The organism is Pseudanabaena sp. PCC 9330, from assembly GCF_055795045.1.
This window is the reverse complement of the sequence record NZ_JAYFES010000116.1, coordinates 85,450-98,095: the sequence shown is the minus strand read 5'-3', so window position 1 is coordinate 98,095 and position 12,646 is coordinate 85,450. Positions and strand designations below refer to the sequence as shown.

General features: G+C 58.6%; 12 protein-coding genes. 6 read left to right on the top strand and 6 right to left on the bottom strand.

Features of this window, described 5'->3' with window-relative positions:
- The first annotated feature begins 13 nt into the window (after positions 1-13).
- A complete protein-coding gene (locus AC0QKW_RS21255) occupies positions 14-982 on the top strand; it encodes a glycoside hydrolase family protein (protein WP_473153104.1) in 969 nt (322 codons plus the stop codon).
- A 30-nt stretch (positions 983-1,012) separates the two neighbouring features.
- On the opposite strand, the gene AC0QKW_RS21250 is transcribed toward AC0QKW_RS21255, so the two are convergent.
- Positions 1,013-1,999, bottom strand: a complete 987-nt coding sequence (locus tag AC0QKW_RS21250) for a GntR family transcriptional regulator (RefSeq protein ID WP_473153103.1) — start codon at positions 1,997-1,999, stop codon at positions 1,013-1,015.
- A gap of 194 nt (positions 2,000-2,193) precedes the next feature.
- Here AC0QKW_RS21250 and AC0QKW_RS21245 point away from each other — a divergent pair, with 194 nt between their 5' ends.
- Positions 2,194-2,943: a dienelactone hydrolase family protein gene (locus tag AC0QKW_RS21245; RefSeq protein WP_473153102.1), complete on the top strand. Its 750-nt coding sequence runs from the start codon at positions 2,194-2,196 to the stop codon at positions 2,941-2,943.
- 23 nt (positions 2,944-2,966) lie between these two features.
- Here AC0QKW_RS21245 and pgsA read toward each other — a convergent pair whose 3' ends face one another.
- Positions 2,967-3,491, bottom strand: a complete 525-nt coding sequence (gene pgsA, locus AC0QKW_RS21240) for a CDP-diacylglycerol--glycerol-3-phosphate 3-phosphatidyltransferase (protein ID WP_473153101.1) — start codon at positions 3,489-3,491, stop codon at positions 2,967-2,969.
- Positions 3,492-3,753: 262 nt separating this feature from the next.
- Between pgsA and AC0QKW_RS21235 the strand changes: the two genes are divergently transcribed.
- Together AC0QKW_RS21235 and AC0QKW_RS21230 are read left to right on the top strand one after the other, a co-directional pair.
- Entirely contained in the window at positions 3,754-3,987 is a 234-nt protein-coding gene (locus tag AC0QKW_RS21235; RefSeq protein WP_473153100.1) for a hypothetical protein, read from the top strand.
- Positions 3,980-4,240: a type II toxin-antitoxin system RelE family toxin gene (locus tag AC0QKW_RS21230; protein ID WP_473153099.1), complete on the top strand. Its 261-nt coding sequence runs from the start codon at positions 3,980-3,982 to the stop codon at positions 4,238-4,240. Before AC0QKW_RS21235 ends, AC0QKW_RS21230 begins: the two co-directional genes overlap by 8 nt.
- Before the next feature lie 105 nt (positions 4,241-4,345).
- Here the strand turns inward: AC0QKW_RS21230 and AC0QKW_RS21225 are convergent, their stop codons facing one another.
- The 4 genes from AC0QKW_RS21225 to lysA all read right to left on the bottom strand — a co-directional run bounded on the left by AC0QKW_RS21225 (position 4,346) and on the right by lysA (position 8,987).
- Complete coding sequence (locus AC0QKW_RS21225; protein WP_473153098.1) at positions 4,346-5,782, bottom strand: SUMF1/EgtB/PvdO family nonheme iron enzyme; 1,437 nt, start codon at positions 5,780-5,782, stop codon at positions 4,346-4,348.
- Between the two features lie 35 nt (positions 5,783-5,817).
- Positions 5,818-6,573, bottom strand: a complete 756-nt coding sequence (locus AC0QKW_RS21220) for an isoprenyl transferase (protein ID WP_473153097.1) — start codon at positions 6,571-6,573, stop codon at positions 5,818-5,820.
- On the bottom strand, positions 6,570-7,490 hold the full coding sequence (gene cdaA, locus AC0QKW_RS21215) for a diadenylate cyclase CdaA (protein WP_473153096.1): 921 nt from the start codon (positions 7,488-7,490) through the stop codon (positions 6,570-6,572). Before cdaA ends, AC0QKW_RS21220 begins: the two co-directional genes overlap by 4 nt.
- 90 nt (positions 7,491-7,580) lie before the next feature.
- Positions 7,581-8,987 (bottom strand): diaminopimelate decarboxylase, encoded by a 1,407-nt coding sequence (gene lysA / locus AC0QKW_RS21210; protein ID WP_473153095.1) that lies wholly within the window; start codon positions 8,985-8,987, stop codon positions 7,581-7,583.
- Positions 8,988-9,272: 285 nt separating this feature from the next.
- Here lysA and rimI point away from each other — a divergent pair, with 285 nt between their 5' ends.
- Both rimI and AC0QKW_RS21200 read left to right on the top strand, forming a co-directional pair.
- The gene (gene rimI, locus AC0QKW_RS21205) at positions 9,273-9,860 is read left to right on the top strand and encodes a ribosomal protein S18-alanine N-acetyltransferase (protein ID WP_473153094.1); all 588 of its coding nucleotides are present in this window, start codon (positions 9,273-9,275) and stop codon (positions 9,858-9,860) included.
- Between the two features lie 223 nt (positions 9,861-10,083).
- Positions 10,084-12,552: an ATP-dependent Clp protease ATP-binding subunit gene (locus AC0QKW_RS21200; RefSeq protein WP_473153093.1), complete on the top strand. Its 2,469-nt coding sequence runs from the start codon at positions 10,084-10,086 to the stop codon at positions 12,550-12,552.
- Positions 12,553-12,646: the final 94 nt, after the last annotated feature.

Genomic DNA, 12,646 nt, shown 5'->3' with positions numbered 1-12,646 from the left:
CGCTTGCTCCTCAATGTTTCCCACCCTGCAACACCCTAGCCGCTACGTCTGGGATTTTTGGTACTACTTCAACCCCGCCGACCAGCTCTTTCACGTTTTTTACCTCAACGCCGACCCGGCCCTGGTGCCGCTGGGCCACCACCCCTACAACGCCTGCATCGGCTATGCCACTACCCCCGACTTCATCCAGATGGCCTGGGGCAGCGAGGCGGCTTACCAAGTTCTGACTGCGGCCAAAAACCACTGGGCCAACACCTCCCTTTGGACAGGGGATGTGGTCAAAGTCTCCAGCGGATTTCTGCTGTTTTTCACCTCCAGAGACCAATTTCTGGACGATGGTATGACCCAGCACATAGGAGCCGCCTACGCCCCTAGCCTGCAAGGGCCGTGGCAGCTCTCGTTGCTACAAATTCAGCCAGGGCAGGGCTACCAGCGCCAAAGTGTCTCTGGAGATCTCACCATTCACGCCTGGCGTGACCCGTTTTTGTTTCGCGATCGCGGTCAGACCTACATGCTGGTTTCGGCCAAGGTGGCGGCAGATGACTTGGGCCGAAACGGGGCGATCGCCCTTCTCCGCCTCCAGGGCAATGACCCGCTCAACGACCCCTGGGAGTACCTAGAGCCCCTGGCCCGCCCCCGCTGCTATGCCGAAATGGAGGTGCCCCAGATCTACCGCAATGGTCAGGGCCACTACGAGCTGGTGTTTTCTACCTGGGCAAAGTATGACTTTGCCCCCTCCACTCAGGGGGCAGGGGGGCTCCAGGGGTTTACCCATGCCCAACTGGGCAACGTTGGTGACCGGCCCCACGTGCTGCTGCCAGAGTCAGCAGGGCTGTACGCCTGTCGCATCATTCCTGAGCTGGGCGGCGAGATGGTCGGGTTTGACAGCGCCACCGGAGGTCTCCGCCGCAGCGGCGTGAAGACAGGGTTTCAGCCCTGCGATCGCGACTTTTCATCGCTGGTGGTCAATTGGAACGGTTGAGGCCACTTACCGTAGTCAACGGTTGCCGCGTCAGTCTAACCCCAGCTCGCGCTTGAGCAGCAGAATCGATTTTTCGCCGATGTAGTTGTCACAGATGATCAGCTTGGGAGCGCGAATCAGGTCGTCGCGGGCGGCAGCGATCGCCTCTTTGACCGTGGGCAAGCTGGCCTCATCAAAGACCACGATGGTCTGGGCGCTGTGGATGACGGCATTGAGCTTGTAGGCATCGTCGGGCTGGGCGCTCATCAGCAAAATCTCGTCGCCCCGCAGGCTGTAGCTGATCACCGCCGCCGCCCGCAAAATGCCCGAGCTGACGCTGACCATGCCGAGACAGGTGCCCTTGGGCAGATCCTTCAGCAGGCCCAATTCTTTTTTGTAGTCGTAGATATCGACGGGGATGACGCGCACCGACTTGGGAGCGGCGATCGCCTCGGCTTCGCTAATGAAATAACGGCTGGTCACCACCGTGCCCGATCGCGCCTGGGCTAAGACCGTATCGAGTTCCTCAAGGGGCACCAGCTGCACAGGAATTTTGAGCGCCGCCTCTAGCTCGCGCACCATCAGCTGGCCCGCGCCAATGTCTTGGCCCGGAGTGGTGACCAGCACTCGAGCGCTACAGCGCAGCCGCCAGTCGATCTCCGCGAGAAACAGCTCCCGCGCCTGGTTGAGCGAGCAGCCCTGGCGCAGCAGCTCGTCTAGCCCCGACTCCACCACCTCCCGCGCCTGGGGAAACTCGGCCCAGAGTACGGTCTGGGGACGGGCGCTGTCGGTGCTGTTTTGCTCACGCACGTAGATGCCCGAACCGGGCATGGCCTCGACTACCCCCGCGTCTTCGAGCTGGCGATAGACCTTGCTAATGGTGTTGCGGTGCAGGCCCGTCTGCATGGCCAGCTGGCGGGTGCTGGGCAGCCGATAGCCGGGGGGATATTGCCGCGAGGCGATCGCAAACCAGACCTGGTCGTACAGCTGGGTCGACGCCGGTATTTCGCTGTCGGGCTGAATATGAAACTGCACCACCAAACTACCTCCAGGCTGTTGCCAGATACATCGTGCCGTTCTCTTCAGACTAAATACACTGGCTGTACTGCCAATTTAGGACGATTCTAAAAAAGTCGCTGGTTTTTGAGCCCTAGCTCCGGCTACCGCAATGATTTTTGACAATTGCAGCCATGCCGACGTTAAGGTAAGAGAGTTGGCAACGACCTAGCCCAATGACATCTCCAGTGCGCACCGAAACCATTTCCATCCCCAGCGGCGATACCGAAATTCTGGCCTACCTGGCCGAGCCGTCGCACTCTGGGCGCTTTGGGGCCGTCGTGGTCATTCAAGAAGTCTTTGGGGTCAACAGCCACATCCGCGAGGTGGCTGAGAGTCTGGCGAGGGCGGGCTATGTGGCGATCGCTCCCCACATCTATCACCGCCAGGCTCCTGGCTTTGAGGTGGGCTACACCGCTGAAGATTTGGAGCTAGGCCGCCGCTACAAACAGGGGACGACGGCTGAGGAACTGCTGGCCGATATACAGGGGGCGATCGCCTACCTCTACGGCAAAGACAACGTTATCCCCGACGGGGTGGGCTGCATCGGCTTTTGCTTTGGTGGCCATGGGGCCTACCTGGCGGCGACCCTACCCGAGGTCAAAGCCACGGCCTCTTTCTACGGCGCAGGCATTACGACCATGACGCCGGGCGGCGGCGACCCCACCCTCACTCTTACCCCTCAGATCAAAGGCACCCTCTACGGCTTCTTTGGCGGCAAAGATCCGCTGATTACGGCTGAGGAAGTGGATCAGATCGAGGCCGCACTGACGGAAAACAGCATCCCCCACCAAATCTTTCGCTACCCCGACGCCGACCACGGCTTTTTCTGCGATCAGCGCTACAGCTACGACCCCGAAGCCGCCCGCAAGGCATGGGGGCATGTGCTGGAGTTATTCAAGACCACGCTCCCCAGCGAGGCTTAACCATGGGGCTAAAATCGAGCCCGCTACCGTTTAGATTTTGCCCCCAGCAGATAAATGCCGCCCGAAACCAGGGTCAGAGCTACCGCCAGCCAGAAGAGAATTTGCGCTGGCAAGTCCCACCCTGGAGGTAGGGGGGCGATCAACAGGGCGATCGCCGCGATCTGCACCACCGTCTTGGCCTTGCCCCACAGGTTAGCCCCCGGCACCGCGCTCCCCTGCATAGCCGGGTTTACCCGCCAGCCCGAGATGGTAATCTCCCGCGCCACGATCAAAAACACCCCCCAGGCGGGCACCTGCCCCAGCTCAATTAGCATTAAAAACGGGGCCAGTACCAGCAGCTTATCCACCAGCGGGTCGAGGAATTTGCCTAGATCCGTCACCTGGTTGAGTCTGCGGGCCAGATAGCCATCTAGCCAGTCAGTACCCGCTGCCAGCAAAAAAATGCCCGCTGCCCACCAGCGCTGGGCCGGGCTGGGCGATTGCAGCAGCACTAGCAGCAGCGGCACCCCCAGCAGGCGAGAGACAGTGATCCAGGTGGGGAGATTCATCTTGAGCTAAGGGAAAAATCGATCAATGGCTTTAAGTATTAACGCCTTAACAAAAATAATCTTATGGTCGACGCGCTAGCCTTAAACCTAACTTACACCCCTTGCGCGGCAGCAGAGTCAGAATGTCGTTTTCCTCGACAAATTCAGTGTCGGGCTAGAGAGGGCTAGAGCTTGCTGGACAGGGAACCTTCCTGAGACACCTAGTCCACTCCCTAGTTGATAAGGGTTTTACAATGGATTTACCCTACGTGGCGAGCGGTCTATGCTGAATTCATCGGATACGCGAGAACAGATTTATCGCTATGTGGAGCAGCTGTCCCAAGAGCGGTTGGCGGTGGTGCTAGATTTTTTGTCGTACCTGGTGGAACGCGAAAATAGCGACGCCACAGCAGAGCTGCTGGCCATTCCTGGGTTTGCAGCTGAGCTAGATGCGGCTGAACAGGAGGCCAATGTAGGCGAACTCACCGACTGGCGAGCTGTGCGCAGCGATGTATAAGGTCAAGCTGACCAAGCGTGCCGCTCAGTTCTATCGATCAGCAGAAACTCCCCTGGCAAAGCGGCTAGCTAGAGCATTTGAGACGCTAGAGCAAAACCCGCGTCAGCATCCCAATATCAAGGCTTTGAAGGGAGAACTGGCTGGACGCTACCGCTATCGGGTAGGAGACTATCGTGTGGTCTACCGCATTGACGATGATGCAGCAGAGGTCATCATTTTGCTGATCAAGCACCGCCGAGAGGTCTATGACTAGCAAATTTCATGCTGTGTCCAAGCACCCTGCCTCTTTGAAAAACTGGGGTGCTGACCTCGTCAAGACAAAAAAGTGAATAGTGCAAGAGTACTAAAGAGTAAAGCTCTACAAAAGAGACCTCGCCGCCGCACACACCACGCGAAAGCCGGCGATGCGTTCGATCCGGTGGAGACTGGTGCGATAGGCCGAGCGGCAATACTCCGGGTCTCTATTGTATGAACCGCCCCGCAGCAGCCGATGATCGACACTAGAGGATAACCAGGCACTACCATCTGTGGGCGCTCCATCGTAGTTGGGGTGCCAGTAATCGGCGCACCATTCCCACACGTTGCCGTGCATGTCATATAAACCCAAGGCATTGGGCGGGAATTGACCTACCTCAGTGGTTTGATTTCTGTAAATGCCCTTTAGCCCGTTGCCATAGGTGTAGTTGCCGTCGTAATTAGCCAGGTCGGGCGTGATTGTTTGCCCAAAGTAGAAGTGGGTTGTAGTACCTGCCCGGCAAGCGTATTCCCATTCGGCTTCACTAGGCAGGCGATAGGTGCGCCCCGTCTTCTCAGAGAGCTTATGGCAAAAGTCCTGGGCATAAATCCAGCTGACTCTATTCACTGGGCGGTTGGCACCATTTTCGCCAGTGTGGCTGGGGTTCTCGCCCATAATGGCTTGGTACTGAGCCTGGGTGATAGGGTATTTGCCCAGCCAAAACTCTGGAACGGTGACCCGATGCTGGGGGCTTTCATTACCCACTGGGGAACCCATCAAAAATTGACCAGCAGGGATTCTCACAAGATCCAGGGTGATGCCGTTGCCCAGGTCTTCGCGAAAGTATTCGGCCTGGGCGCGACGGCGGGTGAGATTAAGCTTGGGTTGGCCAAACCCCAGTAGTCCAGTTTTCTCGATACCGGTAATGGTGACGGTTTCAAACTCAAAGGTGGGGTAGCTCTCCACACGCTCTGCACGGTAGGCCTGAGGGACTACTGGGGGAGTTATTACGGGTCTCTGGGGTGGCGGCGCGGCGGTGGGCGGCGCCCACCGTACAGGAAGGGATTGAGGTGTGGACGTAGTGGGGTTGAGAAAGCGCTCTATCAGGGTTTCAATCCCCCGGATCAGCACGTCCATGTCGGTATGGAAGTCGCGACCGGCGCGGGCGGTAGTCGCGTTGCGGTAGGCCAGGTTTTGCAGGCTGGCTGGCAGTTCGTTGGCCTTGGGCAGTTGTGTCCCGCGCACCAGCAGAGGAATGATGGGGATCTGGCGGGCCAGGGCGGTTTCGAGTTCGATGCGAACCCAGTCGGCGGTGTTGTCGAGGCGGCGGTGGCCGTCGCCATCGGTGGTGCCGAGCCAGGTGGGGCCAATGATAGCCACCAACACCTGGCACTGCTGCACCTCGCCCTGGAGAAACTCGCGAAAGTCAATGCCCAGGGGGATGGTATCGATATCGAAGAAAATGGAGTCCTTGCCGAAGTGGTCTTTTAGGCGATCGTAGATGCGGCCAGCAATGTCTTCGCTATCGCTGCGGCGGTAGGAGAGGAAAATTTTCGGCATAGTGGCTGGGGCAGGCTGTCTCTACTATTGTTGCACTACCCCTTCACCTTGCCGAAGCGGCGATCGCGCTGTTGGTAGGCGGCGATCGCCCGATGGAACTCCGAGGTGTCAAAATCAGGCCAGAGGGTATCGGTCACATAGATCTCGGCGTAGGCCAGCTGCCACAGCAAAAAGTTGCTGATGCGCATTTCGCCGCTGGTGCGAATCAGCAGGTCGGGGTCGCTGATGTCAGCGGTGTAGAGGTGGCGGCTAAACAGCGCTTCATCAATGTGGGCCGGGTCGATCTCGCCCCGCTGCACTTGTTCGGCGATCGCCCGACAGGCCTGCACAATCTCCTGTCGACCGCCGTAGTTGGTCGCCACAGTAAACTCAATGCCGGGGTTATCTTTGGTCTGGGTCACCGCCTGGTCGATTTCATCTTGCAGTGAGGGGGGCAGCGCCGCCAGATTCCCCACAAAGCGAATGCGTACGTTCTCCTCCATCATCTCCAGCAGCTCCTGGCGCAGCACCCGCTCAAACAGCGCCATCAAAAAGTCAACCTCCTCAATGGGTCGGCCCCAGTTCTCCGTCGAAAAGGCGTAGGCAGTCAGCGCCCCAATGCCCCAGTCGCGGCAGCAGCGCAGCAGCGTTTTGAGCGTGTCTACCCCTCGGCGGTGACCCATAATGCGCGGCAGCCCCCGCCGCTTAGCCCAGCGCCCATTGCCATCCATAATTACCGCCACATGCTGAGGCATGCGATCGGGCTTGAGGTCGGCGGGCATAGGGTAATGCACAATCGGCTTGGTGGTCATTTTTTCTCTCGGGGAGACGATGAGGAAAGACGGAACAAACGCAGCACCGAAGCACCGCCCAGGCTGCTCAACCGCCGACCAAGGCTTCTGAGTTGGGGGGCCACTGCTTCGCGGTCTACCGATTTAGAAAACTTAGACCGCAGAATGCTGCGCAGGCGGCTGCTGGTCAGAGGCCGATCTAGAATACCGCCTTCCGCCAAAGAAATAGAGCCTGTTTCTTCAGAAACCACAACACAAACACAGTGCTCTACCCGCTCGGTAATGCCCATCGCCGCCCGGTGGCGAGTGCCCAGCTGGCGCGATGCCACCCGCTCAGAAATCGGCAAAATCACCCCCGCCGCCGAGATGCGCGACCCGCGCACCAGCATAGCCCCATCGTGGAGCAGAGTACTGGTCTGAAAGATGGTTTGAATCAGTTCCTTGGAGACCTCGGCGTTAATGCGCACCCCAGGCACCGTGAAGTCGCGCTCGTCAATGGGCTTATCGGTTTCCAGAATTAGCAGCGCCCCAGTGCGGTTTTGGGAGAGTTCCTTCACCGCATCGACAATTTCATCAATCACATTGTCCGGCTGGGGCATGGTTTCTCGCGAGGGGCTTAACAACTCCCACAGGCGACCCTGACCCAGCAGTTCGAGCAATCGCCGAAACTCCCCCTGGAGCATAAAGGCCATCGCCACCGCCGAGCCAATCACCAGCTTGTCGAGCACAAAACCCAGCAGCGCCAGGCCCAAAAACTTGCCCAGCGCCGCCGCCAGCATTAAAAAGATCAGTCCTCGCACCATCCACAGGGTACGGCGATCGCCAATAATGACCAGCACTGCGTAGCTCAGCAGCAGCACCAGCGCTATGTCGAGCGCCTGAAGCAGGAACCTAACCTGGTTTAGGTTTGATAGCCATTGCTCCCAGAGGTAGTTCATGCAGCGTTAGAGAATGGTGCCTGAGCGGCTGTGCGGTGGATTGCCCCAGCCCGGCCAAAACATCGGCCAAGGCGCACCACCCTTGCTGGCTTAGGTAGACTTTACTTTTGGGCGCAGGGTTTCGGGCAGGCAGTCTTGACGGAGTAAATCGGCCACAGTTTCTCGGCGAATGATCAAAGTGGCGTCGCCTTCGGCCACCAGCACCGCCGCTGGCCGAGGCACCCGATTGTAGTTCGAAGCCATGCTGTAATTGTAGGCACCTGTGGCCGCAATGGTAACGACATCACCACTCTTCAACGTCGGCAGAGGGGCATCTTTGATTAAAATGTCGCCTGACTCACAGTGCTTGCCCGCTAGAGTTACCGTTTCAGCTAGAGGCGCACTCATGCGGTTGGCCACCAGCGCCCGATACACCGATTGGTAGGTAATGGGGCGAGGGTTGTCAGACATGCCCCCATCCACCGAAGCGTAGGTGCGCAGACCAGGAATCTCTTTCTGACTGCCCACCCGGTAGGCTGTGACGCATGCCGGGCCAATCAGCGATCGCCCCGGTTCACACAGCAACCTCGGCAGCGCTATGCCCTGGGCCTCGCAGGCGGCCACTACGCTCTCGCAAACGGTCTTCACCCAGGTGTCAATACTCGGCGGGTCATCGCCCTCGGTATAGCGAATGCCCAGGCCACCGCCCACATCTAGCTCGGTCAGTGCCAGGCCGTAGCGCTGGGCCGTCACCACCCACTGGGCCATGACGCCGCCCAAGTCGGTGTGGGGGTTGAGTTCAAAAATCTGCGAGCCAATGTGGGCATGGACGCCCAGGCAATGGAGCTGGGGCTGGCCGCGCAAGAACTCAAATACTGGCTCGATCTGATCGGGGTCAAAACCAAACTTGCTGTCGATGTGGCCAGTGCGAATGTATTCGTGGGTGTGGCACTCAATGCCGGGGGTCACCCGCAGCAAGACCGGCACAGTCTTGCCCTCTTTGGTAGCGATCTCGCCCAGGGTCTTGAGCTCAAGCCAGTTGTCTACCACGATGCGGCACCCCACCTCTACCGCCAGGGTCAGCTCTTCAAAGGACTTGTTGTTGCCGTGGAAGTAGATATTCTCTGGCGATGCTCCGGCCTCGGTGGCGGTCAGCAGTTCTCCAGCCGACACCACGTCAATGCCCAGCCCTTCGTCGGTGACGATCGCACAGACCGCCATACAGCTCCAGGCCTTAGAGGCGTAAAGCACCAGCGCCTCGCCGGGGTAGTAGCGCTCAAAGCCCTGGCGGTACTGACGGCAGGCAGTGCGCAGAGTGTGGTCATCTAAAATATAGAGAGGCGTGCCAAACTGCTGGGCTAGCTCCACCACGTCGCAACCGCCGACACTGAGGTGGTCAGCCGTGACCGTAGCCGTCAGGGGCAGGAGCTGCTGGTTGGGAGACAGTGATCCCTCTGGATTGGTCGGGGGCAAGTACTGGCGGCTGTCGGCGGCAGACAGGGGAGAAGTCGAAACCATAGGACGGTGAACTCGCTGGAGAATCGGTTGTGAATCGGTTGTGTTGTGAGTAATGCGAAATAGCATCCCCTCAGGGGTGAGGCAGGGGTGGGTCAGCCTAGACCCAAGACCCACCCCGCCCGCCGGGCACCCCTCCCAGGAGGGGATGGCACTCAGCATCCCCTCCTGGGAGGGGTAGGGGTGGGTCTACTCCTGGCAGGGGCATAGGTAGGTCAGCTCAACCCCCAGTGTACAATTAAGGGCTGTGCCAGTTTCTAGCCATTTTTTCTAGCCAATCTATATTTCGTGGGCTACCTTCATTGCCATACCCCAGGCCACAGTGACATTGCTGCTCTAGTAGCGCTCGATCAGCTTGCCTTAGGGGGGCTGTGGTCGGCAGAGGGCTATGCCCGCGAAATCGACAGCCCCAATAGCTGTCTGCTTATGCTGGTCCACAGTCCCCAGCGTAGCCAGGAGACAGCTGAGCAGCCATCGACGCTGTCGATGGTTGACCCCGACTCTACCATTGGTCTGGGTTGCTACTGGGCAATTTTGGATGAAGCCCATCTTACAGTGCTGGCGATTGATCCCCATTATCAGCGGCGAGGGCTGGGCAAGTGGCTGTTGGTAAACTTATTGATGGATGCCAGGGAGCGCGCCCTCACCCGGGCCACTCTGGAGGTGCGCCCCTCCAACAGTCGCGCCCTGGCCCTCTATGAAAGCTTTGGCTTTGAGACTCTGGGCCGCCGCCGCCGATACTATGCCGATGGCGAAGATGCCCTGGTTCTCTGGCAAAATTCCCTTAAAACTCCCGAATTTCGCGATCGCCTGGGTGAGCAACGTCAGGCTGCTATTGATCGCCTTGAGCGCCAGGGATGGCAGATTAACGCCTAAAAAACATTTGCCAACCGAACCTAAAACCGAACCTTTAAAGTTGAGAAAATTCACATTTTCTCTAGACTCAATCCATTGACAAGCGGTGATCCCAACCGATTTCAAGGCCCATAGGAGCGCCCTAAGGAGGCGCGGTAAACCGGCTGTTTAGTAGGGCACAACCGATAAAAATCGCTGTGCTAGAATTTGCCTATCCGGCACGCACCAGGTGATATATACCGCCATGTTTGAACGCTTCACAGAAAAAGCAATCAAAGTCATCATGCTGGCTCAGGAGGAAGCTCGTCGGCTCGGCCACAACTTTGTGGGCACTGAGCAAATCCTCCTGGGGTTGATTGGGGAAGGCACGGGCGTAGCCGCCAAGGTCTTGAAGTCAATGGGCGTCAACCTCAAGGATGCGCGCATCGAAGTCGAAAAGATTATTGGTCGTGGCTCCGGCTTTGTCGCCGTTGAGATTCCCTTTACCCCCAGAGCCAAGCGGGTGCTTGAACTCTCCCTGGAAGAGGCCCGTCAGCTCGGCCACAACTACATTGGTACCGAGCACCTGCTTCTGGGGTTGATCCGCGAAGGCGAGGGGGTCGCGGCCCGCGTGCTCGAAAATCTGGGGGTTGACCTCTCCAAGGTGCGTACCCAAGTCATTCGTATGCTGGGTGAAACGGCGGAGGTGTCTGCCGGCAGCAGTGGTGGCCGTACCAAAACCCCAACTCTCGACGAGTTTGGCTCTAACCTGACCCAGATGGCCGCCGACGGCAAACTCGACCCGGTGGTGGGTCGCCAGAAAGAAATTGAGCGGGTGATTCAAATTTTGGGTCGCCGCACCAAAAATAACCCGGTGCTGATTGGTGAGCCTGGCGTGGGTAAAACCGCGATCGCCGAAGGTCTAGCCCAGCGCATCGGCAACGGCGACGTGCCCGATATCCTCGAAGACCGCCGCGTGGTAACGCTGGATATTGGCCTGCTGGTGGCCGGTACCAAGTACCGAGGCGAGTTTGAAGAGCGCCTGAAAAAAATCATGGATGAGATCCGCACGGCGGGCAACGTCATCCTGGTGATCGACGAGGTTCACACCCTGATTGGGGCCGGGGCTGCCGAGGGGGCGATCGACGCTGCCAACATCCTTAAGCCTGCCCTGGCGCGGGGCGAGCTTCAATGCATTGGGGCCACAACGCTGGATGAATACCGCAAGCACATCGAGCGCGACGCTGCCCTAGAGCGCCGCTTCCAGCCGGTGATGGTGGGTGAGCCTAGCGTCGATGAAACTATTGAGATTCTCCACGGGCTGCGCGATCGCTACGAGCAGCACCACAAGCTGAAGATCGCCGACGAAGCCCTCGAAGCTGCCGCCAAGCTCTCCGATCGCTATATTGCCGATCGATTCTTGCCTGACAAGGCCATCGACCTAATCGATGAAGCGGGCTCCCGCGTGCGCCTGCTCAACTCCCAGCTGCCCCCAGCCGCGAAGGAGCTCGATCGCGAGCTGCGCCAGGTGCTCAAAGATAAAGACAACGCCGTCCGCTCCCAGGACTTTGACAAAGCCGGGGAACTGCGCGATCGCGAAATGGAGATCAAGGCCGAAATTCGGGCGATCGCCCAGAATAAGGTCAATGAAGACGCAGGCGGCGAAGAAAATATGCCCGTAGTAGGCGAAGAAGACATCGCCCACATCGTCGCCTCTTGGACTGGGGTACCGGTGAGCAAGCTCACCGAGTCCGAGTCTGAGAAGCTGCTGCACATGGAAGACACCCTGCACCAGCGCCTGATCGGCCAAGATGAAGCGGTGAAAGCCATCTCCCGCGCCATCCGTCGTGCCCGTGTCGGCCTCAAAAACCCCAACCGACCGATCGCCAGCTTTGTGTTCTCTGGCCCCACCGGGGTTGGTAAAACTGAGCTAGCCAAGTCCCTCGCCGCCTACTTCTTCGGCTCCGAAGACTCCATGATTCGTCTGGACATGTCTGAGTTTATGGAGCGCCACACCGTCTCCAAGCTGATCGGTTCTCCTCCGGGCTATGTGGGCTACAACGAGGGCGGTCAGCTCACCGAAGCAGTACGTCGTCGGCCCTACACCGTGGTGCTGTTCGACGAGATTGAGAAGGCTCACCCCGACGTCTTCAACATGCTGCTGCAAATCTTGGAAGACGGTCGCCTGACCGACGCCAAGGGCCGCACCGTTGACTTCAAGAACACCCTGCTGATCATGACCTCGAACATCGGTTCGAAGGTGATCGAGAAGGGTGGCGGTGGTCTCGGCTTCGAGTTTGAGCAAGACCAGGCCGAGTCGCAGTACAACCGCATTCGCTCCCTGGTCAACGAAGAACTCAAGCAGTACTTCCGCCCTGAGTTCCTCAACCGCCTCGACGAGATCATCGTCTTCCGCCAGCTCACCAAGGACGAGGTCAAGGAGATCTCCGACATTCTGCTCAAGGAAGTGTTCGGTCGGCTCACCGAGAAGAACATTCACCTCCAGGTCACCGAGCGCTTCAAAGAGCGCCTGGTGGAAGAGGGCTACAACCCCAGCTACGGGGCAAGGCCGCTGCGTCGGGCGATTATGCGCCTGCTCGAAGACACCCTGGCCGAAGAGATTCTCTCCGGTCGCCTGGGCGACGGCGACACCGCCACCGTCGATGTCGACGAAGCTGGCAAGGTAGTCATCCAGTCTGAACAGAAGCGAGAGCTGATCTCTGCTGAAAGCTAGGATCAATTGGAATAATTTCCAAGGCTGAACTTAGGTCTGGTTTAAATCATCTGCTGTCATAAATGTCGCTCTTCCAAAGGAGGGCGACATTTTA